Origin of the sequence: Nocardia carnea (assembly GCF_029868325.1) — a bacterium.
Taxonomy (GTDB): Bacteria; Actinomycetota; Actinomycetes; order Mycobacteriales; family Mycobacteriaceae; genus Nocardia; species Nocardia carnea_C.
On record NZ_JARWNW010000095.1, the window covers coordinates 7584 to 31890 of the forward strand.

The following is a 24307-nucleotide window of genomic DNA, read 5'->3' on the forward strand; positions in this document are numbered from 1 at the left end:
TCAGTCCGGTAGCGCCGACAGGTCCAGTACGTACTCGATCTCCGACCACTCCCCGTCCGGCCGTCCGCCTTCGTCCAGGACGAGTGCGGACAGGTCTTCCAGGACCTCCGGATCGAGTGCGCCGAGGCCCGCGCGGTCGGTCCACAGGTGCGTGACCCATTCGTCGGCGAGTGCCTCGGTACTCACCTCCGCGATCAGCACCACCGAGGCACCGGCCGCACCGGCTGCCACGATCTCGACCACGGTGGCCAGGCTGTCGGCCTTGCCGTGCCGGAAGGTGCGCGATTCGTAGGTCAGCTCGGTATCGGCGTGCACGCGGGCCACCACGGCGGCCAGATCGTCGTAGGAGACCCGGACGCCGCCCGCCGCCACATACGCCATATCGCTGCCACGCAACGGCTGGACCCGGTCGGCGTAGGTGACCGGACGCGACGACTGCGCACCGATCTCGGCCACCAGCTCCGGATCGTCCGGGATCAGCCAGTCCACCGCCGGCAGGTCCGGCGCGGAGTCGGCCACGATCCCGGCCCCGACCGCGAGACCCGCGGCCGTGGCGGTGTCCACCGCGTCGGCGGCCACCAGCGCGGCCCCGGCCTTCAGCACCGCCCAGGTGGCGACCGCGGCCTCGACCCCGCGATCGAGCCGGACCACCACACCGGTTCCCGGTCCGTGACCGCGTGCGATCAGGACCCGGGCGAGCCGCGACGACCGCGCGTCCAGTTCCTGGTAGGTGATCTCTTCCTCACCCCACACCAGGGCGGGACCGTCCGGATCCTCCTCGACCGACGCCCGCAGCGTCTGCGGCAGCGCGGTACCCGACGAGGCGGTGTGGGCCGCCTGCGGCGCGGGTGCCGCCATCCGCTCCCGTTCGGCGGCGTCGAGGATATCGATCTCGCCGACGCGGATCTGCGGGTCGGCGGCCACCGCGGCGAGGATGCGTTCGAACCGGCGGCCGAAGGATTGCACGGTCGATTCGTCGAACAGGTCGGCCGCGTAGTTGAACACCGACCAGAGTTCGCCGTAGCCGCCGTCGGCGTCGCGCTGCGGATCGACGCCGATCTGCAGATCGAACTTCGCGGCCAGCGCGCCCTCGTCCAGGGCCTGAACGGTCAGGCCGGGCAGATCGACGACGGCGCGTTCGTTGTTCTGGAACGACAGCGCCACATCGAAGAGCGGATTCTGCGCGGTCGCCCGGTCGGGCAGCACCGCCTCCACCACTCGTTCGAACGGGATATCGGCGTTGGCGAACGCCGACAGATCGGTTTCGCGCGCATGGTCGAGCAGTTCGGCGAACGTCATGGCCGGATCGATCCTGGTGCGCAGCGCCAGCGTATTGACGAACATGCCGACGAGGTCGTCGAGGGCCCGCTCACCGCGGCCGGCGACCGGGGTGCCGATGACGACGTCACCGGCGCCGGTCAACCGCGACACCAGAACCGCGACCGCGGCGTGCAACACCATGAACAGCGTCACGCCCCGCGCCCGCGCGGACTCGTCCAGCAGCCGGTGCACTTCGGCGTCCACACCGAAGCTGGTGATCCCGCCGCGCAGCGACGGCACCAGCGGCCGCGGCCGGTCCAGCGGCAGCTCGACATCAGGGGTGACCCCGTCGAGTTGTTTCTGCCAGTAGGCCAGCTGCTCGGCGGCGACGGAGCCGCCGTCGGATTCCTCACCCATCACGCTGCGCTGCCAGAGCGCGAAGTCCGCGTACTGCACCGGCAGCGGCGACCAGCCGGGTGCGTCCCCGTCGACGCGGGCCAGGTAGGCCGTCACCAGATCCCGGGCCAGCGGCGCCATGGACGCGCCGTCGGCCGTGATGTGGTGCGCGACGAAGGCCAGCACATGCTCGCCGGGCCCGGTTTCGAGCAGCAGCGCCCGCACCGGGACCTCCTGCGTGGCATCGAAGCCGGTCGACATCAGCGCACCGATCCGGGCCACCGGATCGTCGGCCGATTCGACGCTCAGCCCGCCGGGCAGTACCTGCGCGGCCGGCAGGATCTCCTGGTACGGCAGCCCGTCGGGGCCGGCCGGGTACCGGGTGCGCAGCGATTCGTGCCGTTCCAGCACATCGGTCACCGCGGCCTGCATCGCCGCGACATCGAGTGCGCCGGTGAGCCGGATGGCCAGCGGGATGTTGTACGCGGCCGAACTCGGATCGAACTGGTTGATCAGCCACATCCGGTGCTGGGCCAGCGACAACGGCAGCCACTCGGGGCGCGGTCCGGCTTCGAGGGCCTTCCGGCCGCCGGTTCCGGCATGCTGTTCGACGCGCACCGCCAGTGCGGACACGGTGGCGGCCTCGAACAGCGCGCGCACCGGCACCGTGGTGTCCAGCGCCGCCCCCAGCCGGGCCGCGACCTGGGTGGCCATCAGCGAGTTACCGCCGAGGGCGAAGAAATCGTCGTCCGCGCCGACCCGGTCGATCCCGAGCACGTCGGCGAAGATTCCGGCCACGATCTCCTCGATCGGGGTCGAGGCCGACCGGAATTCCCGGGCCTCGAACACCGGTTCCGGTAGCGCCTTGCGGTCCAGCTTCCCGGACGCGTTCAGCGGGAACTCGTCGAGCACCACGAACGCGGCCGGAACCATATAGGCCGGGAGCCGCTCGGTCAGCTGGGCGCGCAGCTCGTCGGTATCGACCACGGCGTCCTTGGCGGGCACGACGTACCCGACCAGCCGGTCGCCGGTATTCGGGTCGGACTTCGCCACGACCACCGACCGCGCCACCGCGGCATGATCGGTCAGCGCCGCCTCGATTTCGCCGAGTTCGATGCGCTGGCCGCGCACCTTCACCTGGAAGTCGGAGCGCCCCATGTAGACCAGTTCACCGGCGTCGGTCCAGCGCACCACGTCACCGGTGCGGTACATCCGTTCACCGGCGCCGAACGGGTCGGCGACGAACCGGTCCGCAGTCAGATCCGGGCGGCCCACATAACCGCGGGCCAGCTGCGCGCCGGCCAGGTACAGCTCACCGGTCACACCCACCGGAACCGGCCGCAACCGCGAATCCAGCACATACACCTGCGCGTTCCACACCGGACCACCGATCGGCACCGCACCCGAAACCTCGTCGGCGACCGCGGCGTGCGTGGCGTGCACGGTGAACTCGGTCGGACCGTAGAGGTTGTACAGCGCCACATCACTGACCCGGCGCACGGCCGCGACCACATCACCGGTGAACGCTTCACCGGCCACGAACAGCATCCGCAGCGAGGCAAGCGCACCCGGCACGGCGGCGGCGCTCTCCGCGAACACCGACAGCATCGACGGGACGAACGACGTCGCCGTCACACCCTGTTCGGCGATCACCGACGCCAGGTACTGCGGATCGCGGTGCCCGTCGGGTTCGGCAACGACCATCCGGCCGCCGGCGGTCAACGGTGCGAACAGTTCCCATACCGAGACGTCGAAGGTCGCGGGGGTCTTGAACAGCACCACATCATCGCGGTCGATACCGTATTCGCCCACGATCCAGGCGATCTGGTTGGCGGCCGATCCGTGCGATACCGCCACACCCTTCGGCCGGCCGGTCGAACCGGACGTGAAGATCACGTACGCGGTGTTGCTCGTACGCAGCGGCGCGACCCGGTCGGCATCGGTGACCGGAGTATCGGCGTATCCGCTGATATCGACGGTGTCGAGGGTGAACACCGGCACGTCCGCGTCGAGCGTCTCGGCATCGGCCGTGGTCGACAGGACGCATACCGGTGCCGCGGTATCCAGGATGTGCCGGATCCGTTCGGCCGGATGCGCCGGGTCCAGGGGCACATAGGCGCCACCGGCAGCGGCGACCGCGTACATGCCCACCACCAGGTCCAGCGACCGCGAAACCAGCAGCCCGACCAGGGATTCCGGGCCCACGCCCTGCGCGATCAGATGCCGGGCCAACCGGTTGACCCGCGCGTCCAGCTCCGCGTACGTGACCTCGGCGCCGTCGGAGGTCACCGCGACCCGGTCCGGGTACTCGGCGACCGCCCGGTGGAATCCGTCGAGCAGCAGCGCCGCGGGCACCGGGTGTTCGGTGGCGTTCCAGTCGGACAGCACCCGGGTCCGCTCCGCCGGGGCCAGGATCTCGAGATCCCCGACCGGTGCCGCCGGATCGGCGACCACCGCGGTCAGCAACCGGGTGAACCGGTCGGCGAACCCGGCCACCGTGGCCTGGTCGAACAGATCCGTCGCGTAGATGAACTTGGCGGTGACACCGCGGGCGGTGTTCGCGCCGGTCTCGGCGGGGCCGATCCGTTCGGCGAGTTCCAGATGCAGATCGAACTTGGCTGTCTCGATGGGCGAATCGATACCGCTGATCGCCAGCCCCGGCAGTTCGCCACTGACCTGCGGATTGTTGTTCTGCAGCGAGAGCATCACCTGGAACAGCGGATGCCGCGCCTGCGAGCGCACCGGGTTCAGCACCTCGACCAGCCGCTCGAACGGCAGATCCGCATGCCCGAACGCGGCCACGTCGTTACCGCGGACCTGCTCGAGCAGTTCGGCAAAGCCGGCGCCCGAATCGATCGTCGTCCGCAAGGCGAGGGTGTTGACGAACATGCCGATGACCTCGTCGAGCGCACGTTCACCACGCCCGGCGACCGGAGTGCCGACGACGATGTCGGATTCGCCCGACAACCGCGACAGCAGTACCGCGAACGCGGCGTGCACGACCATGAAGAAGGTCACCCCGCGGCTGCGCGCGAGCTCGACCAGTTCGGCGTGCACCGCATCGTCGATCTCGAAGTCCAGACTCGCGCCCCGGCCGGAGGCCACGGCGGGCCGCGACCGGTCGGCCGGCAGATCCAGCTGCTCCGGGATCCCGGCCAGCTCGCCTGCCCAGTACCCGATCTGCGCGGCGATCACCGACTCCGGATCGTCCTCCGACCCCAGTACCTGCCGCTGCCACAGCGCGTAATCGGCGTACTGCACCTCGAGCGGGCGCCAGCCCGGCTCGCCGCCTTCGATCCGCGCGCTGTAGGCGGTGACCACATCGCGGGCCAGCGGTCCCATAGAGAAACCGTCGGAGGAGATGTGGTGGACGACGACCACCAGCACGTGCTCGGTCGGGTCCACCTCGAACAGCCGGACCCGGAACGGGACCGCGGCGGTGACATCGAACCCGGTGCCGACGAATTCGGCGATCCGCGCGAACAGGTCGGTTTCCGAAACGTCCACCGTGGTCAGGTCCGGGATCACCGCCGAGGTGGGCACCACCTGCTGGTACGGGGTCCCATCCACCTCGGGGTAGTACGTGCGCAGCGATTCGTGGCGCGCCAGCACATCGGCGATGGCGATCTGCAGGGCCTGCCGGTCCAGCAGACCCGACAACCGCACCGCGATCGGCAGGTTGTCGGCGGCCGATTCGGGATCGAACCGGTTCAGGAACCACATCCGCTGCTGTGCCAGCGATAGCGGCACCCGCTCCACGACCTCACCCGACGGCAGGGTCTGTGTGGGCCGCGGCTGCGGTACCAGCGGGACCCGGCCGCCCGCACCCGAATGCGTTTCGGCGCGCGCCGCCAGGGCGGCCACCGTGGAGGCCTCGAACAGTTCCCGCACGGCGAGATCGGTGTCCAGCGCGGCCGACAGCCGGGCGGCCACCCGGGTCGCGCTCAGCGAGTTACCGCCCAGCTCGAAGAAGTCGTCGTCCGCACCGACCCGGTCCACGCCGAGGACCTCGGCGAACGTATTCGCCACGATCTCCTCGATGGGGGTCGAGGGCGCCCGGAAGACGCGGGCCTCGAACACCGGCGCCGGCAGGGCCCGCCGGTCGAGTTTGCCGCTGGCGTTCAGCGGCAGCTCGTCGAGCACCACGAAGGCGGCGGGCACCATGTACGACGGCAGGCGCGCGGACAGATCCTCGCGCACATCCTCGATATCCAGCGGGGCACCTGCCGCGGGCACCAGGTAGCCGACGAGCTGATCCCCGGTGCGGGTATCGCCGCGCAGCACCACCACGGCCTGGGCGACCTCGTCGATATCGGTCAGGGCGGTTTCGATCTCGCCGAGTTCGATCCGCAGACCACGCAGCTTCACCTGGAAATCGGAGCGGCCCAGGTATTCCAGTTCGCCGGTCGAGTTCCAGCGCACCACGTCGCCGGTGCGGTACATCCGCTCACCGGCAGCGAACGGATTCGCCACGAAACGGTCCGCGCTCAGGTCCGGGCGGGCCACATAACCGTGCGCCAGCTGGGTACCGGCCAGGTACAGCTCACCGGCTACACCGACCGGCACCGGCCGCAACCGGCCGTCCAGCACGTACACCTGGGTGTTGAACACCGGGGCACCGATCGGCACGACGGCGGTATCGGCGTCGGTCACCTCGTGGAAGGTGACGTCGACCGCGGCCTCGGTCGGGCCGTACAGGTTGTGCACCGCGGTACCGGTCAGCTCCCGCAACCGCTGCGCGGGCTTCGCCGGAAGCGCCTCGCCGGAGGAGAACACGAGCCGCAGCGACGCACACGTCCGCGCGCCCGCTTCACCGGGCAGCGCAGCCACGAACACGGTCAGCAAGGACGGTACGAAGTGGGCGACCGTGACCTGCTCGGCGTCGATCACCTCGGCCAGGTAGGCGGGGTCGCGATGACCGTCCGGCTTGGCGACCACCAGCCGCGCACCGATCTGCAAGGCCCAGAAGAACTCCCACACCGACACGTCGAATGTCGACGGCGTCTTCTGCAACACCACATCCGAAGGCTGCAGACCGTACTCGGACTGCATCCACACCAGACGGTTCACGATCGCCGCATGCGAGACCGCCACACCCTTCGGCCGGCCCGTCGAACCCGACGTGAAGATCACGTACGCGGTATTGCTCGCGCGCAGCGGCGCGACCCGGTCCGCATCGGTGATCGGAGTATCGCTGTATCCGGACAGATCCAGCTTGTCGATCCGCACCTGCGCGGTATCGATCGGCAGATCGTCCGCGGAGGTCAGCACACACACCGGGTCCGCGGTGGCCAGGATGTATTCCGTGCGTTCGGCCGGATGGTCCGGGTCCAGCGGTACATAGGCACCGCCGGCGACGGTGACGGCGTACATGCCGACCACCAGATCGATCGAACGCCGCATCCCCAGGGCCACGAAGGATTCCGGGCCCACCCCGCGGTCGATCAACCAGCGTGCCAGCAGGTTCACCCGGGCGGCGAACTCGGCGTAGGACAACGTCTGCTCACCGAAGGTCAGCGCGGGCGCGTCCGGGGTCCGGGCGAGCTGCGCATCGAACATCGACACCAGGGTCGCGGCGGAATCCACCGGGTGGGCGGTGTCGTTCCACCCGCGCAGCACCAGTTCCCGTTCCGCGTCGTCGAGCAGATCGATCTCGCCGAGCGGCCGGTCCGGCGCGTCGGTGAGGGCGGTGAGTACCCGCACCAACTGGTCGGCGATCCGGCGCACGCCGGGCTCGTCGAACAGTTCCCGCAGGTAACCGGCGCGAATCCGCAGCGTGCTGCCCAGCGTGGCGATCAGGCTCAGCGGGTAGTGGGTGGCGTCGACCGCGGTCAGCCCGGTCACCGCCATCCCGTCGATATTGGTGGCCTGCTCCTGGATACCTTCGGCATCCACCGGATACGACTCGAACACCAGCAGGGTGTCGAACAGGTTCGCCTGCCCGGCCGCGGCCTGGATATCGGCCAGGCCCACATAGTGGTGGTCCAGCAGATCGGCCTGCTCGCCCTGGGTCCGGGCGAGCAGTGCCCGCGCGGGTTCGGACTGATCGAAACGCACCCGCACCGGGATGGTGTTGATGAACAAGCCGACCATGGTCTCCACACCGGACAGCTGCGGCGGGCGCCCGGAGACGGTGGCGCCGAACACCACATCGTCGCGACTGGTGATCCGGCCCAGCAGGATCGCCCACGCCACCTGCAGCACGGTGTTCGCGGTGACACCCAGTTCGGCGGCCAGCGCGACGATCCGGGCAGTGGCGGCGGTGTCCAGTTCGAAGGCGTATTCGCCGGACAGCGTCTCGATTTCGTGGGTGGACGCGCCACCCGCGGAATCGGGCCGGGTGAGCAGCGTCGGTTCGTTCACCCCCGCCAGGGCCTCGCGCCAGGTCGCCAGCGAGGCCTCGTGGTCCTGCCGCCCGACCCAGTCCAGGAAGTGGCGGTAGGAGCGGGCCGCCGGCAATGCGGTGCGGTCGGCGTGTACCGCGTACAGCGCCAGCAGATCCCGCATGAGCAGCGGCATGGACCAGCCGTCTAGCACGATGTGGTGGTTCGACACCACGAACTGCCAGGTATCCGGTCCGGTCTTGATCAGGGTGAACCTGATCAGCCGCGGTTCGGTGAGGTCGAAGCGCCGCAACCGGTCGGCGTCGACGAGATCGTCCGCGGCACCGGTGGCGCTGCGGTCGTGCTCGGTCCAGTCGACCGGCACCTCGTCCAGGACGACCTGCACCGAGTTGCCCGCGCGGTCGGTCACGAAGACCGTGCGCAGGTTCTCGTAGCGGTCCACCAGGGCCTGCGCGGCCGCCCGCAGCCGGTCGGCATCCACCCGGCCGGTCAGCGTGAGTACCGCCTGCGCGGTGTACACATCCACCGAGGTGGCGGCGATCTGCGCGTGGAACAGCATGCCGGCCTGCAGCGAGGTCAGCGGCCACATATCGGCGACGGGCAGCGGGTACCGCTGCTCGATGCCCTCGATATCGCGCTGGGTCAGTTCGACGAGCGGGAAGTCCGACGGCGTGTAGCCACCCGCAGTCGCGGAATCGGCATGGCGGGCCACCGCTTCCAGTGCCTGCACCCACAGCGCGCCGAATTCGGCGGCTTCCTCGGCCGACAGCTGGGTGGTCGGGTAGCCGATCCGCGCGGTCAGGGCATCGCCGACCACGATGGCGTTGATATCCAGCAGCGCCATGGCCGGCATATCCGGGTCGTAGCCGACGTCCACGGCCAGATCGGCAGTCGGGAGCCAGCCGAAGCCGTGCATCTCCTCGGGAATCTCACCGGCCCCGACGCGACCCAGATAGTTGAAGTTCACCTGGCCCGGCATGGTCCGCGGGAAGTCCGCGGCGGTCTCGGAATTCATGTAGCGCAGCAGGCCGTAGCCGACACCCTTGTCCGGAACCGCCAGCAGCTGTTCCTTGACGAGTTTGAGCGCGGCGCCCATTTCCGTCCCGCCACTGAGCGCGGCCTCGATATCGATTCCGGCCGGCTCGAACCGGACCGGGAACAACGCGGTGAACCAGCCGACCGTGCGTGACAGATCGGCACCGGGCACGATCTCTTCCTCGCGGCCGTGACCCTCGAGCCGGATCAGCAGCGGATCGTCCAGCGGCGCTCCCGGCACCCGGCGGGCCCGCCACGCGGCGGTCGCCAGGACGAGAGCGGTGAGCAGGCCGTCGTTCACGCCACCGTGGAACAGCGCCGGCACGGTGGTGAGCAGCGCCTGGGTGACCTCCGGCGATACCCGCACCGCGTGCACGTCCACGACGCCGGCGGTATCGACCGCCGGATCCATCGGACGCTCGGTGAGCAACGGATCGGCGGTACCGGCGACGGTCCGCCAGTACTCGAGTTCCGCGAGCCGTTCCGCGCTGTGCGCATTGCGTTCGAGGGCATGCGCCCAGGTCCGCATGGAGGTGACCGGTGCGGGCAGTTCCGGGGTCTGGCCCGCGCTGCGGGCGACGGCGGACAGCACGAAATCCGGTACCAGCACACGCCACGACACACCGTCGATCGCCAGGTGGTGCGCGATGACCACCAGATGACCGTGCCGGTCGGCCGTATCGGGTTCCAGCCAGACGAACCGGACCACGACCCCGTTCTCGGGATCGAGCCGGTCCAGTGCGGCATCGACGGCCGCCGCGGCGATCTCGGACAGTTCGGCACCGGTGGCGGCGCCGTCGAACACGGTGTGGTCGATTAGCGCGTCCACGTCGACACTGCCCGGAGCGGCGGTTTCCACGGTCCAGTCGCCGCCGGCGGTGTACAGCCGCGACCGCAGCATGTCGTGCCGGTCGATGACCGGGCCCACCACGGTGGCGATGGTTTCCCGGTCGATGCCGACCGGCAGGTCCAAGGTGATGAGCTGGTGGAACCGGCCGAAGGAACCGGGTCGTTCGGCCATGAACCGCACGATCGGCGTCAACGGCATGGACCCGATACCGCCGCCCGGCATTTCGACCAGCGTCTGCAGCACACTGTCGGCGTCCGCGGATTCGGCGACCGAGGCCAGCCCGGCCACCGTCCGCTGTTCGAAGACATGCCGCGGTGTGAACACCACGCCACGGGCTTTGGCGCGCGACACCAGCTGGATGGACACGATGCTGTCGCCGCCGAGGGCGAAGAACGAATCGTCGACACCCACCCGGTCCACACCGAGCACCTCGGCGAAGACCTCGGCGATGATCTGCTCGACCGGTGTGCGCGGGCCGCGGAAGGCGGTACGCGCCTGGAACACCGGTTCGGGCAGTGCCTTACGGTCCAGTTTCCCGGCCGGGGTCAGCGGGATCCGGTCGATGACCATGATCGACGCCGGCACCATGTAGTCGGGCAGGCTCTCGGCGACGAACCCGGTCACGTCGGCGATATCGACAGTGGCACCCGGCGCCGGGACCACATACGACACGAGCGACACCGCACCCGCGGTGTTCTCGTGGCCGGTGGTGACCGCGAAGTCCACGGTGTCGTGCGCGGTGAGCGCGGCGTCGATCTCGCCGAGTTCGATACGGAAACCGCGGACCTTCACCTGGAAATCGTTACGGCCCACATACTCCACCGCGGGGTCACCCGCGGCGTCGCGCCGCCAGCGCACCAGGTCACCGGTGCGGTACAGGCGGGAACCGGGCTCGCCGTGCGGGTCGGCGACGAAACGCTCGGCGGTCAAACCCGGCCGCGCGTGATAGCCACGCGCCAGCTGGATACCGCCGACATACAGTTCACCGGCCACACCCTCGGGGACCGGGTTCAACCGGTCGTCGAGGACCAGCGCCCGCATACCGCGTACCGGGCCACCGATCGTCACCCGATCACGGGCATGCAGCACACCACTGATATTCGTGGCGATCGTGGCCTCGGTCGGGCCGTAGGCATTGTGGAGCCGCCGCTCGGCCCCACCCGCCGGTGCGGTGGACCATTTCGCGACGAGATCGGCGGAAATGGCTTCACCACCGGAGATGATCACTTCCATACCCGCGAGGTCCGCGGGATCCAGCGAAGCCAGCACCGACGGCGTGATCAGGCCGACCGTCACACCCTCACGGGAGATCAGCTCGCCCAGCTCGGCACCGCCATAGGTACCGGTCGGCACCACAACCAGCGCACCCGCCGAACCGACCGCGAGCAGCAGCTCGAGGATCGAGGCGTCGAACGACGGCGACGCGAACGCCAGCGCCCGCGACGCCGAGGTCAGCCGGTACCGCTCCACCTGCTCGGCACTGAAGTTCGCCAAGCCCTCATGGCTGACGACAACGCCCTTGGGCAGGCCCGTGGAGCCGGAGGTGTAGATGACATACGCGGTGTTCGCCGGAGTCAGCGGCCGCAGCCTGTCGGCATCGTTCACCGGCCCGGCCGAATGCCGGTCCAGATCCAGTTCGTCCAGAACCAGCCAGTCCACCGAATCCGGCAGATCGGCCCGCACCGACGACACCGTGATACCCACGGATGCACCGGAATCGGTGAGCATATGGGTGATCCGGTCTTCCGGATAGGTCGGGTCGATCGGCAGGAATGCCGCACCGGATTTGGTCACGGCCCATTCGGCGAGCACCGAATCCGCCGACCGCGGCACCGCCACGGCCACCACATCCTCGGCACCCGAACCGCGGCCGATCAGCACCCGTGCCAAACGGTTCGACCGCTCGTCGAACTCGCCATAGGAGTGGCGAACACCGTCGAACACCACCGCCGGTGCGGCCGGATCGACAGCCACGGCAGCGGCCAGCAGCTCCGGCAATGTCTGCGCCGGTACCGCCGGGCCACCCGTGCGGGACAGCAGTTCGCGGCGTTCGCCCGCGTCGAGGAGCTGGAGATCACCCAGTACCGCATCCGGATCGGCGGCGACCGCCGCCAGTACCTGCCGGAACCGCGTGATCATGGTGTGCGCGGTGGTTTCGTCGAACAGTTCGGTGGCGTAGTTCAACACCAGTTCCATACCGCCGGAACCGTTTTCGGCCAAGGTGAACTGGAGGTCGAAGCGCGCGACATCGTCGGCGAGTTCCACGCCGGCGACGGTCAGCCCGGCCAGATCCAGGACCGCCTGCTCCTGGTTCTGGAACGACAGCGCCACCTGGAACAGCGGGTTGCGCGCCTGCGACCGCTCCGGCGCCAGCAGATCCACCAGGCGTTCGAACGGCACATCCGCGTGGCCGAACGCGTCCAGATCCGCCCGGCGGGCCCGGTCCACCAGATCGGCGAAGGAATCGCCCGAACCGACCTCGGTCCGCAGCACCAAGGTGTTGACGAACATACCGACCAGATCGTCGAGCGCCTGCTCACCACGGCCCGCGATCGGCGTACCGATCGCAATGTCGTCACTACCGGACAGCCGCGCCAGCAATGCCGCCAGACCGGCGTGCAGCACCATGAACATCGACGCACCGCGGGCGCGGGCCACCGCGTTCAGGTTCCGCACCAGCTCGGTGCCCAGTTCGCCGCGTACCGTCGCGCCGCGCATGGAGGCCACCGCGGGCCGCGGCCGGTCGGTGGGCAGGACGAGTTCATCGGGCAGATCCGCGAGGGTCTGCTGCCAGAACGCGATCTGCTGCGCCATCGCGGTCTCGGGATCGTCCTCGGCGCCCAGTACCTCGCGCTGCCACAGGGTGTAGTCGGCGTACTGCACGGGCAGCGGATCCCAGTTCGGGAGTTCGCCCTGCGCCCGCGCCGCGTACGCGGTCACCACATCGCGTGCCAGCGGCGCCAGTGAGAAACCGTCACCGGCGATATGGTGCAGCACCACGACCAGCACGAATTCCCCGGCCGCGACCTCGAATAGCCGGGCCCGCACGGGTACGGCCGCGGCCACATCGAAACCGGCCGATGCGAACTCGACGACCTTCGCGGTCACTTCGTCCGCCGGGACCCGCACCGGATCCAGATCCGCCGTCATCTGGTCCGCGGGCAGGATCAACTGCACCGGCCGGCCACCCAATTCCGGATAGCGAGTGCGCAGTGATTCGTGCCGGGCCACCACATCGCCCATGGCCGCGCGCAAGGCCGCCACGTCGAGGTCGCCGGTGAGGCGGATCGCCATCGGCAGGTTGTAGGCCGCCGAGGAGGTGTCGTACTGGTTCAGGAACCACATCCGCTGCTGGGCATAGGACAGCGGTACCTGTTCCGGGCGCGGCGCGGCCACCAGCGGCGGCCGGGTCCGGGCGCCGGACTGTTCCACCCGGACGGCGAGCGCGGCCACGGCCGGCGCCTCGAACAGTGCCCGCACCGGCACCTGGGTGCCGAGCGCGGCGCCGATCCGGGCCGCGACCTGCATACCGATCAGGGAGTTACCGCCCAGATCGAAGAAATCGTCGTCCGCGCCGACCCGTTCCACGCCGAGGACCTCGGCGAACGTATTCGCCACGATCTCCTCGATCGGGGTGGACGGGGCCCGGAACGCCCGCGCCGCGAAGACCGGTTCGGGCAGGGCGCGGCGGTCGAGTTTGCCGCTGGCGTTCAGCGGGAAGGCGTCGAGCACGACGAACGCGGCGGGAACCATATAGGACGGCAGACGGCCGGACAGCGCGCTGCGCAGTGCATCGGTGTCGACCACGGCACCGGCGGCGGGCACCACATAGCCGACGAGCTGATCCCCGGTCCGGGCATCGCCGCGCAGCACCACCACGGCCTGGGCCACCTCTTCGGCCTCGGTCAGGGCGGACTCGATCTCGCCCAGTTCGATCCGCAGACCACGCAGCTTCACCTGGAAATCGGAACGACCCAGGTATTCCAGTTCGCCCGTGGAGTTCCAGCGCACCACGTCGCCGGTGCGGTACATCCGCTCGGCGACCTCGAACGGGTCGGCGACGAACCGGTCCGCGGACAGGTCCGGCCGCGCCACATAACCGCGCGCCAGCTGGACGCCCGACAGATAGAGCTCACCCGCGACACCCACCGGAACCGGCCGCAACCGGCCGTCCAGCACATACACCCGGGTGTTGAACACCGGGGCACCGATCGGCACTGTCGTCGTATCCGCGTCGGAGACTTCGTGATAGGTCACGTCGACCGCGGCTTCGGTCGGACCGTACAGGTTGTGCACCGCGGTACCGGTCAGCTCCCGCAACCGCTGCGCGGGCTTCGCGGGCAGCGCTTCACCGGACGAGAACACCAGCCGCAGCGACCCACACGTCCGCGCACCGGTCTCACCGGGCAGCGCAGCGACGAACACCGTCAGCATCGACGGCACGAAGTGCGCCACCGTGACCTGCTCGGCGTCGATCACCTCGGCCAAGTAGGCCGGGTCCCGATGACCATCCGGCTTCGCCACCACCAACCGGGCACCGATCTGCAACGGCCAGAAGAACTCCCACACCGATACATCGAACGTCGACGGCGTCTTCTGCAACACCACATCCGAAGGCTGCAAACCGTACTCGGACTGCATCCACACCAGACGGTTCACGATCGCCGCATGCGAGACCGCCACACCCTTCGGCCGGCCCGTCGAACCCGACGTGAAGATCACGTACGCGGTATTCGACGACCGCAACGGCGCGATCCGCTCGGCGTCGGTGACGGCGGCATCGGCGTAGCCGGAGAGGTCGATCTCGTCGACCACCACGACCGGCCGGTCCGCCGTGGTGAACCCGTCGGCCGCACTGGTCAATACGCAGAGCGGTTCGGCGGTGGCCAGGATGTAATCCGTCCGTTCGGCCGGCTGCTCCGGATCCAGCGGCACATACGTACCGCCGGCGGTGACGACCGCGTACATCGCCACGACCAGATCCAGCGAACGCCGCATCCCCAGCGCCACCGGCACATCCGGTCCGACACCCAGCGCGATCAGGTGCCGGGCGAGGCGGTTCACCCGCGCAGCGAACTCGGCATAGGACAGACCTGTCCCCTCGAACGCCACCGCGGGCGCTTCCGGCGTATGCGCGACCTGGTCGGCGAACAGACCGGCCAGCGTCGCGGCCGGATCGACGGCGGCCTCCCGGCCGTACCCGCCGCGCAGTACCGTCGACGCCTCCAGCGCGTCCAGTAGCGGGAGATCACCCAGCGGGCGCTCCGGGGTCTTGACCACGGCTTTCAGCAACCGGACGAACCGCTGGGCGAACTGGGCGACCGTTTCGCGATCGAACAGGTCGGTCGCGTAGGTGAAGGTCGCGTCGATCCCCGCGGCGCCGGGCCGTTCGCTCAGATCCAGCTGCAGATCGAATTTCGCGGTCTCCAGCGGCATATCGACCGCACTGACGCCGAGGCCGGGCAGTTCCGTATGCAGCGGCGGGGTGTTCTGCAGCGACAGCATCACCTGGAACAGCGGATGCCGCGCCTGCGACCGCACCGGGTTGAGGATTTCCACCAGACGCTCGAACGGCAGATCGGCGTGCCCGAACGCAGCGATATCGCTCCCGCGCACCGCACCCAGGAGTTCGGTGAACCCGGTCCCGGTATCGACCGGTGTCCGCAGCACCAGGGTGTTGACGAACATACCGATCAGATCGTCGAGCGCGCGTTCACCGCGGCCCGCGATCGGGGTGCCGATCGCGATATCGGTTTCCCCGGACAGCCGCGACAGCAGTACCGCGAACGCCGCGTGCACGGCCATGAACAGGGTCGCGCCCTCGGTCCGCGCCAGTTCGGTGAGCCCGGCGTGGGTTTCGGCGTCGATCTCGAAGGTATGGGCGGCGCCCCGGCCCGAGGCGACCGCGGGCCGCGGCCGGTCGGCCGGTAGGTCCAGCTGATCCGGTAGCCCGGCCAGCTCCCGCGACCAGTACGCAACCTGCTGGGCGATCACCGATTCGGGATCGTCCTCGGCGCCCAGTACCTGCCGCTGCCAGAGCGCGAAATCGGCGTACTGGACTTCCAGCGGTGCCCAGCCGGGGTTCTCACCCGCGGTGCGCGCCATATAGGCGGTCACCACATCGCGCAGCAGCGGTGCCATCGAGAAACCGTCACCGGAGATGTGGTGGACGACGAAACCGAGCACATGCTCGGACGCATTCAGCCGGAACAGCCGGGCCCGGAACGGCACGCGCGTGGTGACATCGAATCCGGCCAGCACCAGTTCGGCGAGCCGGGCGGGCAGATCGCCCGCCGTGACCTCGATCGGCGCCAGCTCGGGCACCACCTCGGCCGCGGGCAGTACCTGCTGGTACGGGGTCCCGCCGACCTCCGGGTAGAAGGTCCGCAGCGATTCGTGCCGCACCAGCACATCGGCAACGGCGGCTTGCAGAGCGGCGGTATCGAGATCGCCGGACAGCCGGACCGCGATCGGGATGTTGTCCACGAACGAATCCGGATCGAACCGGTTCAGGAACCACATCCGCTGCTGCGCCAGCGACAGCGGCACCCGCTCCACGACCTCACCCGACGGCAGGGTCTGCGTGGGCCGCGGCTGCGGGGCCAGGGCGATCCGCCCGCCGGCCTCGGACTGCAGTTCCGCACGCGCGGCCAGAGCGGCCACCGTGGGCGCCTCGAACAGGATGCGCACCGGGACGTCGACATCCAGCGCGCGGCCGAGGCGAGCGGCGACCTGGGTCGCGATCAGCGAGTTACCGCCGAGCGCGAAGAAATCGTCGTCGGCGCCGATCCGTTCCGCGCCGAGCACATCGGCGTAGACCTCGGCCACGATCTCCTCGATCGGGGTCGACGGTGCCCGGAACTCCCGGGCCTCGAACTCGGGCTCCGGCAACGCCTTGCGATCCAGCTTGCCCGACGTGTTCAACGGGAACGCGTCCAGCTGCACGACGGTCGCCGGGACCATGTAGGTGGGCAGGGTCTCGCGCACCGCATCGAGCAGTTCCGCGGTTTCGATCTGCGCACCCGGCGCGGGCACCACATAGGCGACCAACTGCTCACCCAGTTGCGAGGCCACCACCGTGACCACGGCCTGGCTCACCTGCGGCTGCGCCAGGAATGCCGATTCGATCTCGCCGAGTTCGATCCGCTGGCCCCGGAACTTCACCTGGAAGTCGGTGCGGCCCAGGTACTCCAGCACCGGCCGGCCATCGACCCGCTGCCAGCGCACCAGGTCGCCGGTGCGGTACATCCGCGCGGCCGCGTCGAACGGGCTGGCCACGAACCGATCCGACGTGAGATCGGGTCGCGTGACATAGCCCCGCGCGAGCTGGTCGCCAGCGAGATACAGCTCGCCCACGACGCCTTCGGGAACCGGCCGCAACCGGCCGTCGAGCACATACACCCGCGAGTTCCACTGCGGCACACCGATCGGGACGCTGCCGGTTTCGGCGCCGGTGGCCTGCCAGTAGGTGATCGATACCGCGGCCTCGGTCGGGCCGTACAGGTTGTGCAGTGCCGCATCCGAGACGGCGTGCATCGCGGTCACCGTCTCCGGGGGCAGCGCCTCACCGATCACGAAGACATGTTCGAGTCCGGGGATCGAACCCGCCGGGGTGTAGGCCGCGAACACCGTCAGCATCGACGGGACGAAATCGGTCACCGTCACGTTCTGCTCGGCGATCACCCGCGCCAGGTACGCCGGGTCGCGGTGGCCGTCGGGGGTGGCGACCACGAGCCGGGCACCGGCGGCCAGCGGCAGGAAGTAACCCCACAGGGATACGTCGAATGTGGTCGCGGTCTTCTGCAGGTACACATCGCGGGCGCCCATCGGATACTGCGCCAGCATCCAGGCGACCTGGTTGACGATCGCCGCATGCGAGACCGCCACCCCCTTCGGCCGCCCCGTCGAACCGGACGTGAAGATGACGTAGGCGGTGTTACCGGGCCGCACCGCCGCGAGCCGGTCCGCATCGGTCAGCGGTGCCCCGTCGTATCCGGCAACGTCCAGAACGTCGAGCTCCAGTACCGGCACACCTGTCCCCTCGGGAACAGCGCCGGCATCGGCGGTCGTGGTCAGCACACATACCGGCTGCGCGGTATCGAGCACATAACCGATCCGCTCGGCCGGATGGTCCGGATCCAGCGGCACATACGCACCGCCCGCGGTGACGACCGCGTACATGCCGACCACCAGATCCAGCGACCGCCGCATGACCAGGCCGACCAGCGATTCCGGACCCACGCCCGCGGCCACCAGGGCCCGCGCAGTCCGGTTCACCCGCGCGGACAGTTCCGCATAGGTCAGCTCGGCACCTTCGAAGGTCACCGCCACCCGGTCCGGATGCTCGGCCACCGCCCGGGCGAACCCGTCGAGCAGCAAGGCCGGCGCGAGCGGATGCTCGGTCGCGTTCCAGCGGCGCAGCACCGTCTCGCGCTCCGCGGCGTCCAGCAGGTCGATATCACCGACAGCGGCGCCCGGATCGGCGACGAATCCGCCGAGCACCCGCACCAGCCGGTCCGCGATCCGCCGGACCTCGTCCTCGCCGAACATATCCGGCCGGTAGCCGGCCCGAACACGCAGCGTGCTGCCCAGCGAGGCGACCAGGGTGAGCGGATAGTGCGTGGCATCGACACCGTCGAGACCGGTCACCGCCATACCGTCGATATCGGCGGCCTGCGCCTGAATACCCTCGGCATCCACCGGATACGACTCGAACACCAGCAGGGTGTCGAACAGTGCCGACATCCCGGCCGCCGCATGGATATCGGCGAGGGCCACGTGGTGGTGATCCAGCAGATCGGCCTGTTCGGCCTGCACCCGGCCCAGCAGCGAACGCGCGGACTCACCGGGTTCGAAACGCACCCGCACCGGGATGGTGTTGATGAACAGCCCGACCATCGATTCCACGCCGGGCAGCTCCGGCGGGCGGCCGGAGACGGTGGCGCCGAACAGCACATCGTCGCGGCCGGTCAGCTGGCCGATCAGTACCGCCCACGCCACCTGCAGCACCGTATTCGCGGTGACGCCGAGTTCGGTGGCCAGCGCGGTGATCCGGGCGGTGGCCTCGGTATCCAGCTCGAATACGTATTCACCCGAGAGCGCGGTGATCTCGTGCGCGGAACCGCCCGTTCCGGAGCGGGCGAGCAGCGTCGGTTCGCCGACCTCCGCCAGGGCGGATCGCCAGGCGTCCAGCGAGACCTGCCGGTCCTGCCGGCCCACCCACTCGAGGAAGGTGCGGTAGGACCGGACCGCCGGTAGACCGGTGGTTTCGGCATGCAGCGCGTACAGCGTCAGCAGATCCCGCATGAGCAGCGGCATCGACCAGCCGTCGAGCAGAATGTGGTGGTTCGACACCACGAACTGCCAGGTATCGGCACCGGTCTTGATCAGTGTGAAGCGCAGCAGCGGCGGCGCGGTGAGATCGAAGCGCCGCATCCGGTCCGCCTCGACGAGATCGGCGGCGGTGCCGGTGGCACTGCGGTCGTATTCGGTCCAGTCGACCGGCAGATCCTTGAGGACGACCTGGACCGGGTTGCCCTCGTGGTTGGTGACGAAGGCGGTGCGCAGGTTCTCGTACCGGTCGACCAGGGCCTGGGCCGAGGCCCGCAGCCGGTCGGCGTCCACCCGGCCGGTCAGGGTCAGCACGACCTGGCCGGTGTACACGTCCACCGATGCGGCGGCGAGCTGCGCGTGGAACAGCATGCCCGCCTGCATCGAGGACAGCGGCCACACATCGGCGACCGGCATCGGGAAACGCCGTTCGATCCCGTCGATATCGGACTGCGACAGGGCGACCATGCCGAAATCGGACGGGGTGTGCCCGCCGGCGCCCGCGGAATTCGCGTGCCGGGCGACCGCTTCCAGCGCCTGCGCCCACAACTCACCGAATTCGCGGACCTCGTCGGCCCCGAGCAAGGTCGTCGGGTAGCCGATATTCGCGGTGAACTCGTCGCCGACGATGATGGCGTTGATATCCAGCAGCGCCAGGGCGGGCATATCCGCGTCGAATGCCGCGTCGACCGCCAGATCGGCGGGCAGCCAGCCGAACTCACGCATCTCCGGGGAGATCTCGCTCGCCCCGGCGGAACGGCCCAGGTAGTTGAAGCTCACCTGACCCGGCAGTTCGGCCGGTAGTTCGCCCGCGGTCCGCGGGTTCAGGTGGCGCAGCAGCCCGTAGCCGATGCCCTTGTCCGGCACGGCGAGCAGCTGTTCCTTCACCGCCTTGAGCGCCGCACCCAGCGACGGTCCGCCGGCCAGGGCATCCTCGATATCGATACCGGCCGGTGCGAACCGCACCGGGAACACCGAGGTGAACCAGCCGACGGTGTGGGACAGATCGGCACCGGGCACGACCTCTTCCTCACGACCGTGGCCCTCCAGCCGGATCAGCAGCGGATCGTCGATCGCCGCCCCCGGCACCCGCCGGGCCCGCCAGGTGGTGGCGGCCAGGACGAGCGCGGTGAGCAGGCCGTCGTTCACGCCACCGTGGAACAGTGCCGGCACGGTGGTGAGCAGCGCCTGGGTGACCTCGGGAGATACGCGCACCGCATGGGTTTCGACGAGTGCTGCGGTATCGACCGCCGGGTCCAGCGCGCGCTCGGTCAGCAGCGGATCGGCGGTACCGGCGACGGTCCGCCAGTACTCGAGTTCGGCCTCCCGCTCGGCGCTGCGCGCATGCTGCTCCAGCGCATGCGCCCAGGTCCGCATCGAGGTGGTCGGCTTCGGCAGTTCCGGTGCCTGCCCGGCGCTGTGCGCACCGGCGGACAGCAGGAAATCGGGCAGCAGGATGCGCCAGGACACACCGTCGACCACCAGGTGGTGGGCGATGACGACCAGGTATCCCGCTCGATCGGCGGTATCCGGTTCCAGCCAGGCGAACCGCACGACCACACCGTTCGCCGGATCCATCCGGTCCAGCGCGGCATCGGCGGCGGCAGAGGCGATCGCGGCGATCTGTTCATCGGTGGCGGCGGCATCGAACACGGTGTGGTCGATGAGCGGATCCACATCGACCGAGCCGGGCTCGGCGGTTTCCAGCACCCATTCGCCGTCCACGACCGCCAGGCGCGACCGCAACATATCGTGCCGGTCGAGCACCGGGCCGATCACCGCGGCAAGGGTGTCGCGGGTGACGCCGACCGGCAGGCTCAGCGGTGTCAGCTGGTGGAAGCGCCCGAACGAGCCGAAGCGGTCGACCATGGTCCGCACCACCGGGGTGAGCGGTATCCGGCCGACCCCACCGCCGGGCATTTCGGCCAGGGTCCGCACTTCGCGGTCGGCGGATTCGGCGAACTCGGCAACCGAGGCCAAGCCCGCCACCGTGCGCTGTTCGAACACCTGCCGCGGCGTGAACACCACACCCCGGGCCTTGGCGCGCGACACCAGCTGGATGGACACGATGCTGTCGCCGCCGAGGGCGAAGAAATCGTCGTCCGCGCCGATCCGCTCGACCCCGAGAACCTCGGCGAAGGTATCCGCCACGATCTCCTCGATGGGGGTCGCGGCGGCCCGGAATTCCCGGACCTCGAACACCGGTTCCGGCAACGCTTTACGGTCCAGTTTGCCCGAGGCGTTCAGCGGGAACGCGTCCAGTTCCACGAACGCCGCCGGCACCATGAACGACGGCAGGCGGTCGTGCAGATGGGTCCGCAGAACCTCGGTGTCGGTGGTCGCACCGGCGGCCGGGATCACGTAGGCGACCAGCTGATCACCGGTGCCCGAATGACGCAGGATGACCAGCGCGCGGGCCACCGAATCGTGTTCGGTGAGCGCGGCCTCGATCTCGCCGGGTTCGATCCGCTGTCCGTGCAACTTCACCTGGAAGTCGCTGCGGCCCAGGTACTCCAGCTCGCCGTCTGGGGTCCAGCAGACCACATCGCCCGTGCGATACATCCGCTCACCGGCACGGAACGGGTTCGCGACGAACCGCGTGGTGGTGAGGTCGGGGCGGGCCAGGTAGCCGTGCGCCAGCTGCGCACCGCTGAGGTAGAGCTCGCCCCGCACACCCGCGGGCACCGGCCGCAACCGGTCGTCGAGCACATAGGTCTGGGTATTGAGACCGGGGATACCGATCGGCACGGCGCCGGTTTCGGTGCCCGTCACCTCGTGGGCGGTGACGTCGATGGTGGTCTCGGTCGGCCCGTACTGGTTGAACAGGCGGGCGCCGGTACGTTCGCGCAGTTGCTGCGCGAGTTCACCGGACAGCAGTTCACCGCCGACGACGATACTGCGCAGACCGGCCCAGTCCGCGGGATCGGATTCGGACAGGAACACCGACAGCAGCGACGGTACGAACTGCGCCATCGTCACGCCCTCGTCGGCCATCAGGCGGGTGAGGTACGCGGCGTCGCGATGACCTTCCGAATGTGCGATGACCAGGCGGGCGCCCAGTTGCAGCGGTAGGAAGAACTCCACCACGGACGGGTCGAAGGTGGCCAGGGTGCGCTGTAGCAGCACATCGCCGGCGCCGATTCCGTGCCGTTCGCGGGTGGTCGCCAGGTAGTTGAGCACGGCCCGGTGCGAGACCGGGACGCCCTTGGGTCGGCCGGTGGAACCAGAAGTGAAGATCGCGTATGCGGTGTTGTCGGGGCGCAGCGGCCGCAGCCGGTCGGCGTCGGTGAGCGGCGTATCCGCGAAACCGGTCAGGTCCAGCCGGTCGATCCGCACCTGCCCGGCGATCGCCGGATCGAGGTCTTCACCGGAGGTGAGCACGCAGACCGGGCGCGCGGTATCGACGATGTACTCGAGCCGGTCCACGGGCTGGTCCGGATCCAGCGGCACATACGCACCGCCGGCCGTCACCACGGCGTAGGCGGCGGTGAGCAGGTCGAACGACCGGCGCATACCCAGGGCCACATAGGTTTCCGTGCCGACCCCGGCCTCGCGCAGCCACCGCGCCAGGCGATGTACGCGGCTTGCGAACTCGCCGTAGGACAGACCGGTGCCCTCGTAGGTCAGGGCGGTCCGGTCCGGGCTCTGCGAGACGACCCGGTCGAACCCGTCCAGCAGCAAGCCGGGCGCGATCGCCTGCTCGGTCGCGTTCCACCGGTGCAGCACCAGTTGACGTTCGGCCACATCGAGCAGTTCGATATCCCCGACCGGAGCCGTGGGATCGGCGGCAATCCCTTCGAGCACCCGCAGGAACCGGTCCACGAACCCGGCCACCGTCGCGTGGTCGAACAACGCGGTGGCGTAGGTCAGATAGCCGGTAACCCCTTCCGGTGCGCCCGTCGCGTCGTAGGTGTCGCTGAGAATCATGCTCAGGTCGTACAGCGCCGCCTCGGCGCCGGCCTCGACACCGGATACCGACAGACCTTCCAGTTCCAGGCTGGTCTGCGCCAGGTTCTGGAAGGTGAAGCCCACCTGGAACAGCGGATGCCGCGCCGTGGACCGCACCGGGTTCAGCGCTTCCACCAGCTGTTCGAACGGCACATCGGCATGCGCGAGGGCGGCGATATCGGCCTCGCGCTGGCGCGCCAGCAGATCGGTGAACGATTCCCCGCCGTCGACCTCGGTCCGGAACACCAGGGTGTTCACGAACATGCCGATCACGTCGTCGAGGGCGGCCTCACCACGGCCGGCGACCGGTGTACCGATCGCGATATCGCCGGTGCCCGACAACCGGGCCAGCAACACCGCGAACGCGGTATGCGCCACCATGAACAGGGTCGCGCCCTGTTCGCGGGCGAAATCGGCCAGCGCGCGGTGCAATTGCGCGTCGATACGCACCTCGACCCGCCCGCCGTCGTACGACTGGGCGGCGGGCCGCGGCCGGTCGGTCGGCAGATCCAGCTGCTCGGGCAGGTCCGCCAGCGCGGACCGCCAGTAGGCGAGCTGCTCGTGCGCCAGCGACGACGGATCGGTGCCGTCGCCCAGCAGATTCCGCTGCCAGATCGCGAAATCGGCGTACTGGACCGGCAGCGGCGCCCATTGCGGCGCCCCGCCGGCCGCCCGCGCCGAGTACGCGGTCATCAGGTCCCGCGTCAGCGGTGTCATCGAGGAACCGTCACCGGAAATGTGATGCACCACCGCGGCGAGCACGTATTCGTCCACCGCGCCGTCGATCTGCAACAGGGTCACCGAAACCGGCACCTGTTCGGCGACATCGAACGACATCCCGGCCAGCTCGGCCACCACGGTTTCGACCTCGTCCGCGGACACCGTGCGGATATCCAGCTCCGGTACCGCCCCCGTGGCCGGCAGCACGACCTGCACCGGCCCGGCTTCGGTTTCCGGGTACACCGTCCGCAACACCTCGTGCCGCGCGACCAGATCGGTGACCGCCTGCCGCAGGGCCGCCACGTCCAGCTGCCCGGACAACCGGATCACCATCGGGATGTTGTAGGCGGCCGCACCGCCGTCGAACCAGTTCAGGAACCACATCCGCTGCTGCGCCAGCGACAGCGGAATCCGTGTCACGACC

The 24307-nt window shown here is 69.4% G+C and carries 1 pseudogene (running past one end of the window); it reads right to left on the reverse strand.

The window, feature by feature from the left end:
- Positions 1-24307 (reverse strand): annotated as a pseudogene (locus QH196_RS06025) (non-ribosomal peptide synthase/polyketide synthase); its annotated part runs 5996 nt beyond the window's last position; the annotation flags it as partial.